Origin of the sequence: Curtobacterium sp. MCJR17_020 (assembly GCF_003234365.2) — a bacterium.
Lineage (GTDB): Bacteria > Actinomycetota > Actinomycetes > Actinomycetales > Microbacteriaceae > Curtobacterium.
This window is the reverse complement of sequence record NZ_CP126260.1, coordinates 414895-433421: the sequence shown is the minus strand read 5'-3', so window position 1 is coordinate 433421 and position 18527 is coordinate 414895. Positions and strand designations below refer to the sequence as shown.

The following is an 18527-nucleotide window of genomic DNA, read 5'->3' as shown; positions in this document are numbered from 1 at the left end:
CCTGGGCCAGGCGCTGGCGCCGTCACACGACGCCAGCGCTCGGGCGTCAGGCGGCGGCAGGTGCCGATGGCTTCCGCCGCGTCCGAACCTGCAGCACCCCCGTCAGCAGCAGCACGACCAGGCCGATCGCGAGCACCACGAGCCCGCCGAGGAACCCGATCACCACGAGCAGCAGGGTCTCGGTGGTCATCCCGCCGTCTGCGCCGCCGTCTGCCGCCGCCGCGACGGTCCCGGCTCCGGAGTCGGCCGACTGGGCAACCGCTCCGACGCCGTCGACCACCGTGAACGGCACCGCGACGACCGTTCCCTGGTCACCGACGAGCACGACGTGGTGGCCGCCGACCTCCAGTCCGGTGGTGTCGACCGAGGCGGTGGCCGTGCCGTCCTCGACGGTGAAGTCGTCGCCCTGCACCGGTTCGGAGTAGGTCCACACGCTCCCGCCCTCGTCGTCGCCCGTCCACGGCAGGCGGAGCTCGAGCCGGTCACCGGCGGTGACCTCGTCGGGGATCCCGGCATCGGCGGCCGCGACGGTGGTGATGTCGCCGGCGTCGATCTTGCGTGCCAGCTCGTCGGAGTCCGCGGCGGGGGCCGTGGGTGGCTCGGCGGCCGAGGGTGCCTTCGCGCTGTTCCGGGGCTGGGCGGCGGTGTTCCGCGGCGCAGCGGTCGGCGCGGCCGTCGGCGCCGTGTCCGAGGCGTTCGTGATGGTCGGTGCGGTGGCGGCCGGCGGCAGCTGCACGACGGGCGGCTGGATGACCGTGCCGCCGTTGCCGCCGCTACCACCACCCGTGGTCGGACCGGTCGGCAGGGTGCCGGGGACCGTCTGTCCGGCGAAGTACACCGGCGTGAAGGTCTCGAGCGCGGCGTCGGCGGCGCCGTGCGCACCGATGGTCAGGACACCGCACTGCACGGCCCCGGACAGGCAGTCGACACGCTTCGTCGACTGGCCGGTGAAGGTGGAGCGCGCGATGACGCCGCCCTGCGTGAAGCCGGCGTCCTTCGTGCCGTTGAGCTTCGCGGTCGCCGCGGCGCCGGTGCCGGTGTTGTCGGGCCAGGCGACGAAGCCCTGGCCGTCCTGCCCGGTGCCGCCGGACCCGGGGACGTAGTCGTAGCCAGCGCCGGCCGCTCCCCCGGCGCTCGGGTTCTTCGTGACGTACCCGAACAGCACGTACAGCCCGGAGCCGTTGGTGTTCTTCGTGAAGCCGGAGCCGGTCACGGTGAGCTTCGTGCCCGCCGCGGCGGTCGAGAGGCCGGTGGCCGGCCGCACGTTCGTCGAGGCTCCGCGGGCGTTCTCCGCCCCGGTGATCGACCCGTCCGCCCCGACCACGGTCGCCCCGCCGCCGGTGCCGCCGCCGCCCGTTCCCCCGCCGCCGTTCCCGCCGCCCGGGTTCGTCGGCGCCTGCACGGTGATGCGCAGGGTCGCGGTGTCCGAGGCGACCCGACCGACGACGGTCGTACCGAGGACGTTCGTGGCGACCGCGCGGTACCGGTCGCCGTTCAGCCCTTCGGTGGCGGTGATGCGGAGTGTGCTGGTCGTCGCGCCGGAGACCGAGGGGCCGTCCTGCAGGTCGGCCCAGCCGGACGGGGTGTGCTGCTGCCACTGCACGGTGGGCGTCGGCGTCCCGGTCGTGGTGACCGCGAACGACACCTGCTCCGGCGTGGCGGGGCTCGTGCTGCCGTCGGTTCCGGTGGTCGCGCCGGTCAGCGTCACGGCGACGTCGGCCGGCTGCTCCGTGATGGTCGGGGTGGTCACGGCCGTGAACGTGCGGAGCCCCTGGTCGGCGGCGTCGGTCGCGGCGTTCACGACGCCGACCACCGCGCGGCCGTCGGCGGCGACCACGATCGGGTCGCCGGTGTAGGTGGTGCCGGGCTGGTACTCGGCACCGAGCGTGGGCGCGGTGCTGCCGTCGATCGCGTAGGCGCGGACGACGTTGCCGGTGTCGGTGCTGCCGGCGGCCGACACCCAGAGGCGCTTCGCGGACTCGTCGACGGCCAGGTACGCGGCACCGCCGACCCGGTCGATCGAGGTCGTCACGGCCGGGGTCCCGCGCAGCGAGACGGCTCGGAGCGTGGCGTCGCCGTCGTTGCTCCACCACGCCCGGCCCCGGGAGTCGACGACCGTGCCTCCGGCGGCCCCGGACGTCGCGGTGGCACCGATCGACACGTCGGCGACCGAGGCCCCGGTGTCGAGCGCGACGACGCGGGCGAGGGCGGCGGCCTGGTCGAAGACGACGGCGCGCTCACCGGTCCAGTCGACGCCGACCGACGAGATCGTCCCGGTGACCGAGCCGATCAGGGTGGCCGTGCGGGTGACGGCGCGGACGGTCCCGCCAGCGGGGCTGGTGCCGACCTCGGTCACCGCACCCGAACCAGAACCGGAACCAGAGCCAGAGCCAGCACCAGAACCGGATCCGCCACCCGCCCCGACGGCGGCCACCCGCAGCAGCCCCGCGGACCCGCCGTTGGCGGCCGGGGCGACCTGCGCGACGATCGAGCCGTCGGCGGGGTCGATCGTGAACGCCTTCGCCGAGGGCACCGCGACGGAGGGCTTCACGTGCACGACGTCCCGGTACACGGCGTCCGTGCCGCGCACGATGACGACGTACCCCTGGACGTTCGCGCCGGTGCCGCCGAACTCCGCGGCGGGCAACGACGCGGTCGCGACGATGTTCCCGGTCGACGGGTCGACGCTCGGCTTCGAGGTGGCGACACCGGGGTCGATCGGCCCGGCGACGCGCTTGCCCTCGTCGTCCACGACGAAGTAACTCGCCTTGGCGGTTCCGGCAGCCGGTACCTGCACGACGGTCAGGGCGCGCGCGGCGTCCCGCACCACCGTGGTGACCCGGCCGATCGTGCTGTCACCGACCGTGGTCTGCACGCCGGTGCTCACGAGTCCCTGGACGCCGGGGTCGCTGAACCCCTGGTCGCCGCCGTCACCATCGGTCCCCTCGGCGACCCAGTCGCCCGTCACGACGACCGAGAGCGGGTCCAGCGCGGTGCCCGCGGCGTAGAACTGCGTCGGGTTGCCGCCGCCGGTGACGTCGGCTGCGAAGGCCGCCGCACCCGCCGCGGTGATCGTGGTGGGCAGTCCGGTCCACGAGTACTTCCCGTCGGTGACCGATCGGGTGCCCTTGGTGACGTCGATCGTCGCGAACACGATGCGCTTCGTCCCCGGGTCGGACGTCGTGGCACCGGTCGTCGGGTCCACCAGCCGCACGTCGACCCCGGCGGTCAGGGTGCCGGTGGTCGGCGTGAGCTCGATCGCCGGGTCGCGCAGCGAGATGACGAACGTGTGCGCCCGGTGGTCGAACACCGCGGCGCCGGAACCCGTGACGGTGAGCTTCCGCGTGCCGGGGTCGTAGCTGCCGCCCGATGCGGTGAACCGGAACGTGCCGTCGGCGTTCCTCGACGCACCGCCGGACACCGACTGCCCTGCGGCCGGCACGTAGTTCCGGAACGACTGCTTGAACCCCCAGTCGAGCGTGCCGCCCGTGACGGACGTGCTCGGCCCCGAGGCGGCGGTCGCGGCGGTGGGCACGGTGCCGGCGACGGCCGCCGTCAGGCCGATGATCGCGGCGACGGTGGCGCTGAGCGCGCGGAGGCGACGGGCCGGTCTGGTCTGGGTGTGCATCGGTTCCTCGGGTCGGGTGGTGCGAGTGTGGGGAGGCGGTGCCCCGGGCGGACCCGGGGCACCGCGTGGGTCACCAGGTGACGGGGACCTGGACCTCGTCGAGGTCGACCGGGTCGTTCGCGACGCCGTGCGCCGAGAACGTCTGGACGAAGCACTCGTACTGCCCGAGGGCAGCGTTGGCGGTCGCGGTCTTCGTGGCGTCGTAGTCGCAGCTGACGGTCGCGGCCGCGTCGCCGGTGTGGTGCGGGTCCGCGGTGTAGGACTTCGCGACGTCGATCGTCGTGGTGAAGCCGCCGCCGGCCGTGAACGCGCTCTTCGAGACCCACTGGGCGGAGCCGAACCAGCCGGAGTTGGTGGCGTAGTCCGCCTGCTTGGGCCCGTAGACGACGTAGACGCCGAAGCCGCGCCCCTGCGCGTCCCCGTCGAAGCCGCTGCCGGTGACCGTGACGCTGCCGTCCGAGACGCCGTGGAGCGCCCCCGGGCCGTCGGTGACGACCGAGGCCGGACCGCTGACGGACAGGCTGGCGCCGTAGTCGTTCGTGACCGCGGTGGCCGCGGACGCGCTGACCGCGGGCAGGACGGCGATCCCGACCGCGGCGACCCCTGCCGCCAGCGTGATCCCGAACGAGCGTGCGATTCGTGTCATGTTCGTGTTTCCCTCTCGATGTGGGCGCCCCCTGTGAGCACCCGGGTCCGGTGGTCCTACGGCGCGACGTCGGTCGCGGTGCGTCGTGCGGTGCGGCGGGAGTGCACGATCGCGAAGACGACGAGCGCCGCGACGGCCACGACGAGCGCGGACAGGCCGCCGAGGACGATCCGCAGGACGCCCGGGTCGATCCCGCCCGCGGAGCCGTCGGCAGCCGCGGCCGCCACCGCCGATGGGGTCGCCCCGGCCGGCGCGGTGGGGGTCGCCGACGCGGTCGGCTCCGCGGTGGCGCTCGGCTTCGCCGTCGACCGCGCGGACGGCTTCGTGGCCGCGCGGGTGTCGGCGCTCGCCTCGGACGTCGGCTCGGCGGACGGACGGGAGGCACTGCCCGCGTCCGTCGTGTCGGCCGGCGCCTGCCCGGTGGTCGCCCTGGTGCCGCCACCGGCCAGCGTGCCGCCGCTGCCGTACAGGTTCTGCACGGAGACGGGTGTGAACGACTCGTTGTTCGCGTTCGCGACGCCGTGCGCACCGATGGTGATGATCCCGCACTGCACGACCGTGCAGTCGACGGTCTTCGCGGCACCGTTCCGGTCGAGCGCCTGGAACGTCGAACCGGGGACCTTGAGGGTCGCGGACCAGGTGCCCGTGGCGGAGTCGACCGTGCCGCCGTTCGCCGCCGACGCGGTGGTGCTGCCCTCGAAGGCCACGAAGTCGAGGTACCCGGTGGGGTTCGACTCGTCGTCGGGCACGTAGCTGTAGTCCGCGCCCGTCGCCCCGCCCTTGCTCGGCTGCCAGGTGCCGTTCACGGTGCCGAACGCCACGTAGATGCCGCCGTACCCGTTCTTGATGCCCTGGAACCCGGAGCCGCGCAGGCGCAGCGTCGTCAGGTACGTCGAGTCGACCTGGTTCGTGACCTCGGGGTGCCCCTCGATCGCGACGCTGACACGGCCGGCTGCCGATGCGGGGGCGACGCCCACCAGGGCGGCTCCCCCGGCGCTGAGCGCGACGAGCAGTCCGGCGAGCGCGAGCCGCAGCGGGCGGGTGCGGGTGGTCACGAGGAGGCCTCCTGGAGGGTTCGGGACGGCACGACGACGGGCGTGCCGGTGTTCGGGTCGGGCACGACGGTGACCGGGTGCCGGTAGACGGCGCCGATGCGGTCGGCGGTCAGGACGTCGGTGGGGGTGCCGTCGGCGACGATCCGGCCGCCGGCGAGCATGGCGACGCGGTCGGCGTACGCCCCGGCGAGGCTCAGGTCGTGGAGCACCACGACGACGGCGCCACCGGCCCGGGCGTGTGCGCGGGCGACGGCCAGCACGGCCTCCTGGTGTCGCAGGTCGAGGGCGGCGGTCGGTTCGTCGAGCAGCAGCACCGGGGTCGACTGCGCCAGGACCCGGGCGAACGAGGCCCGGGCGCGCTCCCCGCCCGACAACGAGGGGAACGCCTGGTCGATCCGGTCGGCGAGTTCGACCTGGTCGAGCACCCGCGCGACCACGGTGTCGTCGTCGACCGCTCGCGGGGTCCCCCGCCACGGCGCCCGGCCCATCCGGACGACCTCGCCGACGCGGAACCCGAAGGCCACGGCGGTGTCCTGCTCGAGCACGGCACGCCGACGAGCGGTGGCGAGCGGTGCTTCGCCGCCGGTGCGCACCCCGTCGATCGCGACCGTGCCGCTGTGGGCGAGGTCACCGGCGATCGCCCGGAGCAGGGTCGACTTGCCTGCGCCGTTCGGACCGACGAGCGCCAGGACCTCGCCCGCGCGCACCGTCAGGTCGACGTCGGCGAGCAGCGGTCGACCGTCGATGACGACGCCGATCCCGGACACGACCACAGCGCCGACAGCGCTCGTCTCGATCATGCCCAGCCTCCCGACCGTCGGCGGGCACGGCGCAGGAGCCAGAAGAAGAAGGGTCCGCCGACGAGCGAGGTCAGCATGCCGATCGGCAGGTCCGCGTACGGCACCAGGGTGCGCGCGAGCAGGTCGGCGATCGTCAGGAGCAGGGCGCCGCCGAGCGTCGAGACCAGCAGCAGCGGGCCGTGCGCCGGGCCGATGACCATCCGCATCAGGTGCGGGACGACGAGTCCGACGAACGCGATGATGCCGGCGAACGCGACCGCTGCGCCGACGAGCAGGGCGACCACCACGATCGCGACGACCCGGACGGCCTCGACCCGCACCCCGACGTGCCGTGCGGCCCGGTCGCCGAGGGCGAGCAGGTCGAGCGAGCGCGTCAGCACGACGGCGCCGACGAGTCCTGCCCCGATGACGGGAGCGATCGCCGCCGCCTGGTCCCACATCGAGCCGTTCAGGGACCCGAGCTGCCAGAACACGATCTGCTCGCGCGCCTGCTGGTCGCCGAGGAACGTCAGGAAGGCGAGCCCCGCCCCGGTGAACGCGTTCACGGCGATGCCGGTGAGCAGGAGCGTGACGACCTCGGTGCGGCCGCCGGCACGGGACAGCCCGTAGACGAGCAGCGTCGCGACCAGGCCAGCGGCGAAGGCCATCAGCGGCGTCGTCCAGTACCCGGCGAACTGCAGCCCGAACACGATCGAGGCGCAGGCCCCGAACGCCGCGCCACCGGACACCCCGACGACGCCGGGGTCGGCCAGGGGGTTCGCGAACACGGCCTGCATGAGCACACCGGCTGCGGCGAGCGCGGCTCCGATCAGCAGCGCCATCACGACCCGCGGGAACCGGATCGTCCACAGCGCCTGCGTGACGAGGTCGTCGGTGGGGCCGTCCACGGGCAGCCCGATCGATCGGCCGACGGTCCGGAGCACCTCGGCGGGCGAGATCCCGAGCTGTCCGACGCTCGCCGACACCAGCGTCGCGACGACGAGCCCCACCACCAGGCCGGTGGTGAGCAGCGCGATGCGGCCGACCCGCGACCTGGACGTGACCGCCGGTTCGGCGGGGACGTGCGTGACGGGCGCGATCCGTTCCTCCCGGATGGTCACGAGGCGTCCGCCGGACCGTAGATCGCCGCTGCCAACGCGGCCACGATCTCGGGCGTGCGCGGCCCGAAGCTCATCACCGTCGTGTCCGCCATGTCGACGATGCGGCGGTGCTCGCCCGCGGGCGTCTTCGCGATCGCAGGGACCCGCTGGAGCAGTCCGTCGACGCCGTCGACGGACTCGAGCCCCTTGGTCATCATGATCACCAGGTCCGGCTGCATGGCGACCAGCGCCTCGGCGTTGACGGGGCGCATGCCCGTCCAGTCCTGTTCCGTCGCGACGTCCCGCCCGCCGACGGCGTCGATGAGCGAGTCGGCGCCGGACTCGCTGCCGAACAGGTAGTAGATCCCGGCGTTCCCCCGCACGTACAGGAACACCATCTTCAGCTTGTCGGCGCGAGCCGACGGCGCGATCCGGGCCACCTGCGCGGCGACTGCCTGCTCCTGCGCGTGCACCTCGGCGGCCAGGCGGTCGCCGGTCGCCGGGACGCCGAGCGCGGTCGCGACCTGCTCGATGATCGCGTCGGTGTTGGTGGTGTCCCGGTGCGGGTCCAGGACGACGACGGGGACGCCGGCCTTCCGGATCTGCAGCACGACGTCCCACGGGCCGAGCGAGGTGTCGGTCAGCAGCACCGTCGGGCGGAGCGCGAGGATCGCCTCGGCGGAGAGCTCGTGGCCGTTCTGGGTGACGAGCGGCAGGTCCTCGGTGCCCGAGAAGCCGGTCGAGACGTCCCGTCCGACCAGGTGGTCCCCCAGGCCGAGGCCGTACACGGTGGACGACAGCGTGCCGGAGATGTCGAGCGCGAGGATCCGGTCCGCGCTCGTGACGGTCACCTCGGTGTCCTGGTTGTCGGTGACGGTGACGGGCAGCTCGGGCTCGTCCACCGTGCTCGCCGTCGGCGGCAGGTCGGTCGCCAGGGTCGCGGTGCGCTCGCCGGTCACGTCCTTCGCGTCGGTCACCGGGGCGATGGCCTGGAGGCTCGCGGCCGGGTCCGTCGCGCTCGTCCCGCGACCCGCCGCCTGCGTCGCCCCCGCGGTGGCGGTGCCGCCGCCGGTGCAGCCGGTCGCCACGGCGAGGACGACGAGGGCGGACGCTGCGGCCGTGAGGGCGCGACGGAGTGACGACATGGAGATGATCCCGAGTGCTGGTTCGTGAAGTTAGGTGAGCCTCACCTAACCGTTAACTTAGGTGAGCCTTGCCTACCTTGTCCAGCACGTGTCGCCGTCTCCCCGCTACGGTGGTCCCGTGCGCATCGTGGTGGCTCCGGACTCGTTCAAGGGCACCGCGACCGCGGCGTCCGTCGCCCAGGCGATCGCGGACGGCTGGCTGACCGAACGCCCCGACGACGACGTGGCGCTCGTGCCGATGGCCGACGGCGGCGAGGGCACCCTCGAGGCGTTCGCGACCGCGGTCCCCGGTGCGGTCCGGGTCCCCGTCACCGTGACCGGGCCCGCCGGCACCCCCGTCGAGACGTGGTGGCTCATGCTGCCCGACGGCCGTGCGGTGGTGGAGCTCGCGGCGACGAGCGGTCTCCCGATGCTCGACGAACTCATACCGGAGACCGCGACGAGCCGGGGGTTCGGCGAGGCGATCGCCGCCGCGCTCGACGCCGGTGCCACGGGGCTCGTGCTCGGCATCGGCGGCAGCGCCTCAACCGACGGCGGACGACCCGTGCTCGAGGCGCTCGGGTACGACGGCGACCGCGGCGCGCTGCGTGCCCTGCCACCGCTCGGCGTCACCGTCCTGACCGACGTGACCTCACCGTTGCTCGGCCCGACCGGCGCCGCGGCGGTCTTCGGGCCGCAGAAGGGCATCGAGCCCTCGCGCGTCGCCGGGTTCGACGAGCAGCTTGCCGCCTGGGCCGCACGGTTCCCGGACGTCGACCCGGCCACGCCCGGCGCCGGCGCCGCTGGTGGCGTCGGCTTCGGTCTGCTCGTCTGGGGTGCGACCCTGGCCCGCGGTGCGGACGGCGTCGCCGAGGTCCTCGATCTCGCCGACCGGCTCACCGGTGCCGACGTCGTGATCAGCGGCGAGGGCCGGTACGACGGGCAGTCCGCCGCCGGCAAGGTCCCGTCGGTGGTGCGGTCACTCACGGCGACGCACGCCCCCGCGGCCCGGTCGATGCTCGTCGCCGGCGCGATCGAGGCCTCCCTCGACGACTACGCCGCGGCCGCCTCGCTCACCGTGCTCGCCACGCAGACCACCGGCGAACCGGACGACGCCCTGGCCGACCCGCTGCGCTTCGCCACGATCGCGGGCCAGCGCCTGGCACGGCTGGCCTGAGCCCCCCGATTCCCGCACTGGGGAGCCCCAATGGGACCTCCCACGCTGTGGCGCGCTCCATCAGACTGGTTGCGGGTCGGAACCGGCCCGCAACGCACCCCCACGAGGAGATCATTGCGCACCGTCAACGCGTACGCGGCACCGTCAGCGACCGAGCCGCTCGTCAAGACCACCATCACCCGTCGTGACGTCGGAGCGAACGACGTCGAGATCGACATCGCCTACGCCGGCATCTGCCACTCGGACATCCACACCGTCCGCGGTGAGTGGGGCCAGATCCAGTACCCGCAGGTCGTCGGCCACGAGATCGTCGGCCACGTCTCCGCCGTCGGCGAGAACGTCACCAAGCACCAGGTCGGCGACCGCGTCGGCGTCGGCTGCATGGTCAACTCCTGCGGCGAGTGCGAGAACTGCGTCGCCGGCGAGGAGCAGTACTGCCTCAAGGGCAACATCGGCACGTACACGAGCGTCGACCCGGCCGACGGCTCGATCACCCAGGGCGGCTACTCGCAGGCGATCGTCGTGAACGAGGACTTCGTCCTCCGCGTCCCCGAGTCGCTCGACATCGAGAAGGTCGCGCCGCTGCTCTGCGCCGGCATCACCACCTACTCGCCGCTGCACCACTGGAAGGCCGGCCCCGGCACGAAGGTCGCGGTCATCGGCATGGGTGGCCTCGGCCACATGGCCGTCAAGATCGCCGTCGCCCTGGGCGCCGAGGTCACCGTCCTGTCGCAGACCACCTCGAAGGAAGCCGACTCGCTCCGCTACGGCGCGAAGGCCCACTACGCGACGAAGGACCCGGAGACGTTCGAGAAGCTCGCGAACTCCTTCGAGCTCATCATCAACACCGTGTCGGCGAAGATCCCGATGGGCTCGTACCTCGGCCTGCTCAAGGTCGACGGCACGCTCGTCAACGTCGGCGCTCCGTCCGAGCCGCTCGAGGTCCCGGCGTTCGCCCTGATCCCGCGCCGGCTCAGCTGGGCCGGGTCCGCCATCGGCGGCATCCGCGAGACCCAGGAGATGCTGGACTTCTGCGCCGAGCACGACATCCTGCCGGAGACCGAGCTCATCAGCGCCGACCAGATCAACGAGGCCTACGAGCGTGTCCTGTCCTCGGACGTCCGCTACCGCTTCGTGATCGACGCGGCCACGCTGGCGTAGTCGTCACCATGCTCAGACGGGAGGCCCGTTGCCAGCCGGCAACGGGCCTCCCGTCTGTGTGTCTGTCCGTCGGGCCGTCAGCCGACCTCGTCGCCGGACGGCAGCGCGCCGCACCAGTCGACGGAACCCGCGTCGATGCTCGCCTCGAGCGCACCGGAGGTCGCGTCGACGATGCTCACCAGCTCGTCGGTCGCCGACTTCGTCGCGACCGCGACGAACTGGCCGTTCGGGGACGGGCAGACCGCGGTGACGCTCGCGTCGTCCGGGATGGTCACCGGCAGCCGGGAGGCCCGCCCACCGTCCACGCGCACGATCCGTGCCGAGACGGTCCCGTCCGCCCGCACGTCCCCCAGCACGCGCAGGTACGTGTCGTCCGTCAGCGGGGCGATGCGGCCGAGCACCGCAGCGTCGGTGCTCGCAGCCGGGGCACGCAGCGCCGTCTTCGCGCCGTCGGTCAGGTCGAGGCGCTCGATGCCCGTGCCGGTCTCGACCACCGCCGTGGTGCCCGAGCCGACGAACCCGTGCAGGTACGTGGCGCTGCCGAGTCGGACGGGGTCGGCGCGGCCGCTCATGTCGACGAGCACCAGGTCGTCGCTGCCCGTCCGCACCAGGGCACTCTCGGTCCGGGGCACGTAGGCCCACTGCCCGACCGTCATCGGCACCGCGCCCGTCCGCGGCTTCCCGTCCTCGGCGATCGCGGTGGGCAGGTGCGTGCCCGTCATGTCGACCACGTACAGGCCGGTGTTCCGGGACTGCCCGGTCGAGGTGTCGGCGTACTCGAACCCGAACGAGGCCGCGTCGTCGGCGACGTGCAGCGCGGTGACCCGACCCTGCGAAGACGGCAGGGTGAGGTGCTCGACGGGGGCGTCCGGGTCCTGCACCCCGCCGGACAGCGCGACCACGTCGACCGAGGAGCTCGCGTCGCTGCCGCTGACGACCACCAGCGACCGTCCGAGCCGGGCGTACTCCGAGATGTCGGCACCCTGGTACACGGTCGTCGCACCGCCGGCGTCGAGGGAGCGGCGCACGATCCGGTCCTTCGCGCCGTCGGTGCCCGGCACGAGGGCGAGGACGTCCGTGCTGCCGGTCCGGATCGCGGCGGTGAGGTCCGCGGTGGCACGCTGCCCCGGAGCCCGGACGTTCGCGACCGTCACCGTGTAGTCGCGGTCGTAGGCCAGGGGTCCGGCGAACTCGACCGCGATCGTGTTGCCGCTCGAGGTCACGGTGTGCGCGGCCGCCGGGGTGACCCGGACGTCGTCGGCGGACACCTGCTGCAGTGCCTGGTTCGCCGTAAGGATCACCCGCTGCGCCGGGCGGGACACCAGTCCGGTGGCGTCGTACGACACGTCGCGCAGGCGCGGCCCCTGCTGCGACCCGACGACGGCGGCGAGCGCGGCGACGACCGCCAGGACGAGCACGACGGCGAGGTACCGGCGGTGGAACCGGCGCGTGACCGGGCGGCGGTCGGTGCGCTGAGTACTCGTGCCCGTCTCAGTACGCGTGCCCGTCTCAGTACTCATACGGGTCCTTCGGCTGCGCGATCTCGGTGACCTTCGCGGCCTTGATGACGATGCGGGCGTCGGCGGACTGGTCCGGGTTCGCCGCGAGTGCGCCGGTCACCGTGACCCACTGTCCTTCGTCGGGTGCGGAGCCGTCGGCGTCGTCCGTCACCACGCCGAGGCCGACGGGCTGGGCGTCGACGGCGCAGCAGCTGATCACGAAGCGGGTGAGGGTGAACGAGCCGTCCTCGCCGGGGACCACGAAGCCGGACAGCCGCACCTGCTTGCCGACGAGCGCAGTGGTGTCGGTGGTCTGCCGGATGAGCGCCGCCCAGTCCTTGACGCCGTACTGCGAGGTGTCGACGCCCTCGCTGCCGAGCAGGGACACCGCTGCCTCGGAGCCCGTGGCGTTCGACACGGTCGCCGAGTCGACGCTCCGCTGCTGCGCGGTGCGCGCGGAGAGCGTCGTCGGGGGCAGGACGAGCATCGACACAGTGACCCCGACCGTGACGATCGCGGCAGCCCCGCCGAGCGCGAGGCGGACAGCGCGACCACGGCCAGGCCCGCGCCGCCCGTGGTCGTGGTCCGGCTCGTGCTCGTGCTCGTCCGCTTCGTCGCCGTGCGTGTGGCCGTGGCCCCGCGCGATCACCACCAGGCCGGCGATCGAGGCGGGCACCGCGACGGCGGCGAGCACGATCGTGAACACCGAGTACCGCGGGTTGATGTACAGGTCGAGGTGGCCGACCAGTGCGAGCCAGAGCGTGCACAGGGCGACCGCCAGCACGGACCCGAGCCCGAGGTAGGCCGGGGCGTTGCTGCTGCGTGCGTCAGACGAGGACATTCATCACCAATCCCACGGCGCCGGCGAACAGGACGCACACGACGGCGAGCAGCACCAGGAACCGGACCCGGAACGTCGTGCGGAGCAGGGCGATCATCTTGACGTCGATGATCGGCCCGATGATCAGGAAGGCCGTGATCGACCCGGGCAGGAACGTCGAGGCGAACGACAGCGCGAAGAACGCGTCGACGTTCGAGCAGAGCGACACCGTCATCGCGAGCAGCATCATCGCCGCGACGGACAGCACCGGGTTCGAGCCGATCGCGACGAGCGTGGAACGCGGCACGGCGACCTGGACTGCAGCGGCCAGGCCGGCGCCGACGAACAGGGCCGGCATCATCGTCGCGGCCTCGCCGCCGAACTGCGCGGCGCTCTCCCGCCAGCGGTTCCGGCTCCGGGGTGCGCCGATCGCAGCGCGGCACCGGGCCTCGAACGCGGGCAGCAGCAGGTCGGCCGGACGGCGGTGCGCGGCGACGATCCAGCCGACCAGGTTCGCGATCACGAAGCCGCCGACGATCCGGACCGGCAGGATCCAGCCGGACCAGCCGAACGCCTGCGCGGTGCTGATGATCACGAGCGGGTTGAGGATGGGGGCGGCGACGAGGAACGTGACGGCCTCGGCAGGGGTGAACCCGCGCATCATCAGGCCACGGGCGAGGGGCACGTTCCCGCACTCGCACACCGGGAACAGCATGCCGATCAGCGAGATCACGGCGCGGCGGCCGAAGGCGTTCTGCGGCAGGACCTTCTCGAGCGCACCGACCGGCACCCACACCTCGACGACGATCGACAGCACGATCCCGAGCACCACGAACGGCAGCGACTCGACCACCACGCTGATCGCCAGTGTCAGGAAGTCCTGCACGACGTCCGGCAGGCCGGCGGTCCCGATGCTCGGGGACAGCAGCCGGATCCCCAGGAGCACGACGACGGTGAGCAGCACGAGGCCGGGGCCCGTCAGGGAACGGGAGCGGGAGCGCTGCTGCGGCGGCGCGGTCGTCGTCACCCGGAAAGGATAGGCGACGCGTGCTGCGTGACGGTCGTTCGGTGCGAGGTTCCGTACTCGGTGCGGGGTCGCGAGCCTCGCACCGAGTACGGAACCTCGCACGACTCGTAGGCGCCCTCGCACGGTGCGAGGGCGAGCGCGATCAGCCCGCAGCGACACCGTCCAGGTGGCGGTCGAGCACGTCGATCGCCCAGTCGCCGGACTCCCCCGGGGCCAGCCGGACGACCTGCATCGCGAGCCCGTCGAGGAGGGCGTGCAGGCGGCAGGCCTCGTACTCCCGGTCGCCCGCCGGCACCCCGAGCAGCCGGAGGACGTCCTCGCACCAGGCCCGCATCGCCGCGACGACGCGATCGAGGGTGGGACGGAGCTCGACGTCGGTGAGCGCGGCGTTGCCGAGTGCCAGGTACACCTCGAGCTCGATGACACGCTCCTCGTCGAGGGGCAGCAACTCGATCACGATCCGGCGTGCGCGTCGAGCGGGCGTGAGGTCAGCCGGGATGGCGTCGATGCGCTCACGGGTCCGGTCGAACACGAGGGTGATCGTGTGCTCGCGGACGCTCGCCTGGGTCGGGAAGGTGTAGCGGACCGTGCTCGGCGGCAGTCCGGCCTCCGCCGCGACGTTCCGGACGCTCAGCGCCCCGAGTCCGTCGCGGGCGAGCACCCGGCACGCCGCTTCGGACACGGTGCGGCGCCGCTGCTCGACGTCCATGCTCCTGGCCACGACGCCATACTCGCACAGTCGTACGAACTCGTGCTACCGTCGAGGTCGTTGTCGCACAGTCGTGCGACTATGCGACCGAAGAAAGGGAACATCGTCATGGCATGGGTCATCCTCGTGCTGAGCGGCGTGCTCGAGGCCGTCTGGGCCACCGCGCTGAGCGCCTCGAACGGCTTCAAGAAGGTCGTGCCGACGACCGTGTTCATCGCTGGCATGGCACTGAGCATGGTCGGCCTCGCGTTCGCGATGAAGTCGATCCCGGTGGGCACCGCCTACGCCGTCTGGGTGGGCATCGGCGCCTCACTGACGGTCGTCGTGTCGGTCCTGCGCCGGCAGGAAGCCGCGTCGCTCGCACGCCTCGGCCTCGTGTTCGGCCTGGTCGCCTGCGTCGTCGGCCTCAAGGTGGTGAGCTGAGGTGGCCTGGATCGTCCTGTTCGTCAGCGCCACGCTCGAGACCGTGTGGGCGACCGCCCTCGGCGAGAGCGACGGCTTCACCCGCCCCGGCCCGACGGTCGTGTTCGCGATCACGATCGTGATCAGCCTCGTCGCGTTCGGCTACGTCCTCGAGCACATCCCGATCAGCACCGCGTACGCCGTGTGGACCGGCACCGGTGCAGCCCTGACGGTGCTGTGGGGCATGGCCACCGGCGCCGAGCCCGTCACCGTGCTGCGCGTGCTGTTCATCGCCGGGATCGTCGGCTGCGTCGTCGGCCTGAAGCTCGTCCCCGCGCGTCCGGCGGTCTCGCCCCGGGTCTCGGCGGGGCGAGCCCGAGAATCGGCCTGAGCGACCGATCTCGCGCCGCGTGCCCCGAGAACCGTCGCTGACCCCGAGACTCGGGTCGCGCTCGCGACACGGGCGGTGACGGACGGGAGGCCCGGTGCCAGCTGGCACCGGGCCTCCCGTCCGTCAGGTGGTCACGTGACGATCAGACGGAGGCGCCCGTCCACTCGTCCTCGGCGGCGACGTGGTCGCTGCCGATCGTGCCGGCGGCGAGCGCCGCGGCGGCGCGTTCCGTGTGGCTCGGCGGGTTGGACGGCACGCCGGCCGGACGACCCTCGTCGTTGAGCTTGCGGAGCTCGGGGACGATCTCGTCGGCCAGGATGTCGATCTGCTCGAGCACGGTCTTGAGCGGCAGGCCCGCGTGGTCGATCAGGAACAGCTGTCGCTGGTAGTGACCGACGTGGTCCTTCATCGCCGCGTACCGGTCGATGACCTGCTGCGGCGAACCGACCGTGAGCGGGGTCTGGGCGGCGAAGTCCTCCATCGAGGGACCGTGGCCGTAGACCGGGGCGTTGTCGAAGTAGGGCCGGAACTCGTCGACCGCGTCCTGCGAGTTCTTGCGGGCGAAGAACTGCCCACCCAGACCGACGATCGCCTGGTCGGCGCGGCCGTGACCGTAGTGCTCGAAGCGCTGGCGGTACAACCCGACCATCTGCTCGGTGTGCTGGATCGGCCAGAAGATGTTGTTGTGGAAGAAGCCGTCGCCGTAGTACGCGGCCTGCTCCGCGATCTCGGGCGTGCGGATCGAGCCGTGCCAGACGAACGGGGGCACGCCGTCGAGGGGGCGCGGCGTCGAGGTGAAGCCCTGCAGCGGCGTACGGAACTTGCCCTGCCAGTTGACGACGTCGTTCTCCCAGAGCTGGCGGACGAGCGCGTAGTTCTCGATCGCCAGGTTGACGCCCTGGCGGATGTCCTGCCCGAACCACGGGTACACGGGGCCGGTGTTCCCGCGACCCATCATGAGGTCCATGCGGCCGTCGGAGATCACCTGGAGCATCGCGTACTCCTCGGCGATGCGCACCGGGTCGTTCGTGGTGATGAGCGTCGTGCTCGTCGAGAGCGTGATGTCCTTCGTCTTCGCCGCGAGGTAGGCCAGCAGCGTGGTCGGCGACGAGGCGACGAACGGCGGGTTGTGGTGCTCACCGGTGGCGAAGACGTCGAGTCCGGCCTGGTCGGCGTGCTGCGCGATGGTGAGGATGTCACGGACGCGCTGGGTGTCGTCCGGCGTGGTGCCGGTCGTGGGATCGGTCGTGACGTCACTGACCGTGAAGATGCCGAACTGCATGATGCGCCGCCTTTCGCGATATCGATGCGTTTGCATCGACTTGCTGGGTACAACGTACCGTACGCCGGTGCATTCCCACCAGGCGTCAGTGCGCTGCGGGCAGTACGGCGGGGTCGGTCCGGGCCGCGTGGTGCATGCCGTCGAGGAACCACACCGCGGCCACCACCGCCAGGACGCTCGCGCTCGAGGCCAGTCGTCCGGCCATCAGGATCGCGGCACGGTCGTGGGCGCCGTCGCCCGCCAGTCCGATGACGAGTGCCGCGACGCCGACGGCCAGCGTGACACCGGTCGCGACGAGCAGGACGACGCTGACCACCCGGCGCGGCCCCCGCCGGCCGTCCCGGTCGCCTCGGAGTCCCCGGTCGACCCTCGGCCCGAACGCCCGGACGACGCCGAGCCAGAACATCACGATCGCGCACGCCCCGATGATGTCGCTCACCCGGTGCCAGCCGTAGACGACCGTCTGGTTGGCGACGAAGACCGCGTAGACGGCGCCGAGCAGGGTGACGATCGGCCGGAAGCGACGGGGTGTGACCATCAGGACGGCGAACAGGGCGGCCAACGCGATGGTGGCGTGCCCCGAGGGGAACGAGTTCGGCGTCGTCGACTGGGCGATCTCCGGGCGCTCGGCGATACGCTTGACGAGCGTCGAGGTGGCCGCCGACGCGAGCACCACTGCACCCGCGCCGAGCCCCACCGAGAGCCGTCGCCTGGCGAACGCCACCGCGACGATCACGACAACGAGCAACAGGATCACCGGCACCGAGATGACGTTGAGCGCAGTGTCCGAGCTGAACAGGTCGGACTCACGGACCCCGCCGAGCGCGGCGTCCTCCATGCGCTGCCCCACCGGCGTCAGCACCGCGGCCGCGTAGACGGAAGGCACGATCACGAACCCCAGAGCCGCCAGCACACCCCACCGCAACCGCCGCGAGACGCTCGGTCCACGCGACTCCGGTGCATTGCGCTCGGGTGTCAAGGTCACCGGGCTGGTCCTCCTCGGAGTGGTCGCCGTCGGTCTCGTCGCACGCCTGGTGACGGCGCTGCGATTCGGACGGTCGGGGTCGGACACGATACCGTTGGCACACCGGCCGGAGGCTGGGAACCGCGCGGCCGTCACCCGCGGATCCCGCGCTGTGCCGCCCAGTGCCGCGCCGCTCAGTCCGGCGGGCACCGCCGGACTGACGCACGTCGCGTCGGCAGTGTACGAGGAGGAGACCGAAGTGGCCATCAAGGAACCGGGCATCACCGCCTCACCGAACCGCGGGCTCGCGCTGACGGTCGGTGGCGTCCTCGCACTCTGGGGCATCCTGGGCTTCTTCTTCGCCGCCGACGGCGACCCCGGCTTCTTCAGCCGCCAGGGCGGGATGCTCTGGAACGCCTTCGGGGTCAACCCGCCGCTCGCCCTCATCTGGGTGCTGCTCGCCGCGGTCCTGCTCATCACCGGACTCGGCACCACCATCGGTTCGCGGAACGGCAACCTGGTCGTCGGCGCCGTGCTCGTCGTGCTGGCCGTCTACGGCTTCGTGTTCGTGAACACCTCGGCGAACATCTTCGCGCTGAACACCACCGACAACGTGTTCCACGCGATCGTCGGTGTCATCCTGCTGCTGACGGCACTCGGTGCCGACAAGGAGAACCTCCGCGCGCTGCGTGCGGCGGCTCGCGCCTGACGCACCGACACGCTCCCCGACGCCCGTCTGCCGCTCCGGCAGGCGGGCGTCGGT

General features: G+C 72.5%; 17 protein-coding genes. 5 read left to right on the top strand and 12 right to left on the bottom strand.

The features are described from left to right. Positions 1-46: 46 nt before the first annotated feature. The 6 genes from DEJ14_RS02160 to DEJ14_RS02135 all read right to left on the bottom strand — a co-directional run bounded on the left by DEJ14_RS02160 (position 47) and on the right by DEJ14_RS02135 (position 8353). Positions 47-3628 carry an HtaA domain-containing protein gene (locus DEJ14_RS02160; protein WP_284180153.1) on the bottom strand — a complete coding sequence of 1194 codons (3582 nt, stop codon included), beginning with the start codon at positions 3626-3628 and terminating at the stop codon, positions 47-49. Between the two features lie 70 nt (positions 3629-3698). Next, the gene (locus DEJ14_RS02155; protein ID WP_111085395.1) at positions 3699-4274 is read right to left on the bottom strand and encodes a hypothetical protein; all 576 of its coding nucleotides are present in this window, start codon (positions 4272-4274) and stop codon (positions 3699-3701) included. A 56-nt stretch (positions 4275-4330) separates the two neighbouring features. Continuing rightward, positions 4331-5329, bottom strand: a complete 999-nt coding sequence (locus DEJ14_RS02150; protein ID WP_111085394.1) for a hypothetical protein — start codon at positions 5327-5329, stop codon at positions 4331-4333. Next, positions 5326-6129: a heme ABC transporter ATP-binding protein gene (locus tag DEJ14_RS02145; protein ID WP_111085393.1), complete on the bottom strand. Its 804-nt coding sequence runs from the start codon at positions 6127-6129 to the stop codon at positions 5326-5328. The genes DEJ14_RS02150 and DEJ14_RS02145 overlap by 4 nt, the downstream gene beginning before the upstream one ends. Next, a complete protein-coding gene (locus tag DEJ14_RS02140) occupies positions 6126-7229 on the bottom strand; it encodes a FecCD family ABC transporter permease (RefSeq protein ID WP_502868791.1) in 1104 nt (367 codons plus the stop codon). The genes DEJ14_RS02145 and DEJ14_RS02140 overlap by 4 nt, the downstream gene beginning before the upstream one ends. Further along, positions 7226-8353: a heme/hemin ABC transporter substrate-binding protein gene (locus DEJ14_RS02135; RefSeq protein WP_111085392.1), complete on the bottom strand. Its 1128-nt coding sequence runs from the start codon at positions 8351-8353 to the stop codon at positions 7226-7228. Before DEJ14_RS02135 ends, DEJ14_RS02140 begins: the two co-directional genes overlap by 4 nt. A 118-nt stretch (positions 8354-8471) precedes the next feature. Between DEJ14_RS02135 and DEJ14_RS02130 the strand changes: the two genes are divergently transcribed. Both DEJ14_RS02130 and DEJ14_RS02125 read left to right on the top strand, forming a co-directional pair. Continuing rightward, positions 8472-9509, top strand: coding sequence for a glycerate kinase (locus DEJ14_RS02130; RefSeq protein WP_111085391.1), 1038 nt, complete (start codon positions 8472-8474; stop codon positions 9507-9509). 114 nt (positions 9510-9623) lie between these two features. Further along, on the top strand, positions 9624-10670 hold the full coding sequence (locus DEJ14_RS02125) for an NAD(P)-dependent alcohol dehydrogenase (RefSeq protein ID WP_111085390.1): 1047 nt from the start codon (positions 9624-9626) through the stop codon (positions 10668-10670). Between the two features lie 77 nt (positions 10671-10747). Here DEJ14_RS02125 and DEJ14_RS02120 read toward each other — a convergent pair whose 3' ends face one another. The 4 genes from DEJ14_RS02120 to DEJ14_RS02105 all read right to left on the bottom strand — a co-directional run bounded on the left by DEJ14_RS02120 (position 10748) and on the right by DEJ14_RS02105 (position 14737). Beyond that, positions 10748-12190, bottom strand: a complete 1443-nt coding sequence (locus DEJ14_RS02120; RefSeq protein WP_146249751.1) for a hypothetical protein — start codon at positions 12188-12190, stop codon at positions 10748-10750. After that, entirely contained in the window at positions 12180-13010 is an 831-nt protein-coding gene (locus DEJ14_RS02115; RefSeq protein WP_111085388.1) for a TIGR03943 family putative permease subunit, read from the bottom strand. Before DEJ14_RS02115 ends, DEJ14_RS02120 begins: the two co-directional genes overlap by 11 nt. Beyond that, positions 12997-14016 carry a permease gene (locus DEJ14_RS02110; protein ID WP_111085387.1) on the bottom strand — a complete coding sequence of 340 codons (1020 nt, stop codon included), beginning with the start codon at positions 14014-14016 and terminating at the stop codon, positions 12997-12999. Before DEJ14_RS02110 ends, DEJ14_RS02115 begins: the two co-directional genes overlap by 14 nt. Before the next feature lie 142 nt (positions 14017-14158). Continuing rightward, positions 14159-14737, bottom strand: a complete 579-nt coding sequence (locus tag DEJ14_RS02105) for a TetR/AcrR family transcriptional regulator (protein WP_258373269.1) — start codon at positions 14735-14737, stop codon at positions 14159-14161. Positions 14738-14833: 96 nt separating this feature from the next. Here DEJ14_RS02105 and DEJ14_RS02100 point away from each other — a divergent pair, with 96 nt between their 5' ends. Both DEJ14_RS02100 and DEJ14_RS02095 read left to right on the top strand, forming a co-directional pair. Beyond that, on the top strand, positions 14834-15148 hold the full coding sequence (locus DEJ14_RS02100; protein ID WP_111085468.1) for a DMT family transporter: 315 nt from the start codon (positions 14834-14836) through the stop codon (positions 15146-15148). Position 15149: 1 nt separating this feature from the next. Continuing rightward, complete coding sequence (locus DEJ14_RS02095; protein WP_111085385.1) at positions 15150-15518, top strand: DMT family transporter; 369 nt, start codon at positions 15150-15152, stop codon at positions 15516-15518. Between the two features lie 142 nt (positions 15519-15660). On the opposite strand, the gene DEJ14_RS02090 is transcribed toward DEJ14_RS02095, so the two are convergent. Both DEJ14_RS02090 and DEJ14_RS02085 read right to left on the bottom strand, forming a co-directional pair. Then, a complete protein-coding gene (locus tag DEJ14_RS02090; protein WP_111085384.1) occupies positions 15661-16800 on the bottom strand; it encodes a CE1758 family FMN-dependent luciferase-like monooxygenase in 1140 nt (379 codons plus the stop codon). An 85-nt stretch (positions 16801-16885) separates the two neighbouring features. After that, the gene (locus DEJ14_RS02085; RefSeq protein ID WP_146249750.1) at positions 16886-17785 is read right to left on the bottom strand and encodes a phosphatase PAP2 family protein; all 900 of its coding nucleotides are present in this window, start codon (positions 17783-17785) and stop codon (positions 16886-16888) included. Between the two features lie 238 nt (positions 17786-18023). Here DEJ14_RS02085 and DEJ14_RS02080 point away from each other — a divergent pair, with 238 nt between their 5' ends. Next, a complete protein-coding gene (locus DEJ14_RS02080) occupies positions 18024-18473 on the top strand; it encodes a DUF4383 domain-containing protein (protein WP_165901145.1) in 450 nt (149 codons plus the stop codon). Positions 18474-18527 lie beyond the last annotated feature (54 nt).

What these genes read in the sequence shown, in the direction of transcription:
- DEJ14_RS02160 (WP_284180153.1), bottom strand. Translation starts at nt 3,628, where the DNA reads ATGCACACCCAGACCAGACCGGCCCGTCGCCTCCGCGCGCTCAGCGCC.
- DEJ14_RS02155 (WP_111085395.1), bottom strand. Translation starts at nt 4,274, where the DNA reads ATGACACGAATCGCACGCTCGTTCGGGATCACGCTGGCGGCAGGGGTC.
- DEJ14_RS02145 (WP_111085393.1), bottom strand. Translation starts at nt 6,129, where the DNA reads ATGATCGAGACGAGCGCTGTCGGCGCTGTGGTCGTGTCCGGGATCGGC.
- DEJ14_RS02135 (WP_111085392.1), bottom strand. Translation starts at nt 8,353, where the DNA reads ATGTCGTCACTCCGTCGCGCCCTCACGGCCGCAGCGTCCGCCCTCGTC.
- DEJ14_RS02120 (WP_146249751.1), bottom strand. Translation starts at nt 12,190, where the DNA reads ATGAGTACTGAGACGGGCACGCGTACTGAGACGGGCACGAGTACTCAG.
- DEJ14_RS02115 (WP_111085388.1), bottom strand. Translation starts at nt 13,010, where the DNA reads ATGTCCTCGTCTGACGCACGCAGCAGCAACGCCCCGGCCTACCTCGGG.
- DEJ14_RS02100 (WP_111085468.1), top strand. Translation starts at nt 14,834, where the DNA reads ATGGCATGGGTCATCCTCGTGCTGAGCGGCGTGCTCGAGGCCGTCTGG.
- DEJ14_RS02090 (WP_111085384.1), bottom strand. Translation starts at nt 16,800, where the DNA reads ATGCAGTTCGGCATCTTCACGGTCAGTGACGTCACGACCGATCCCACG.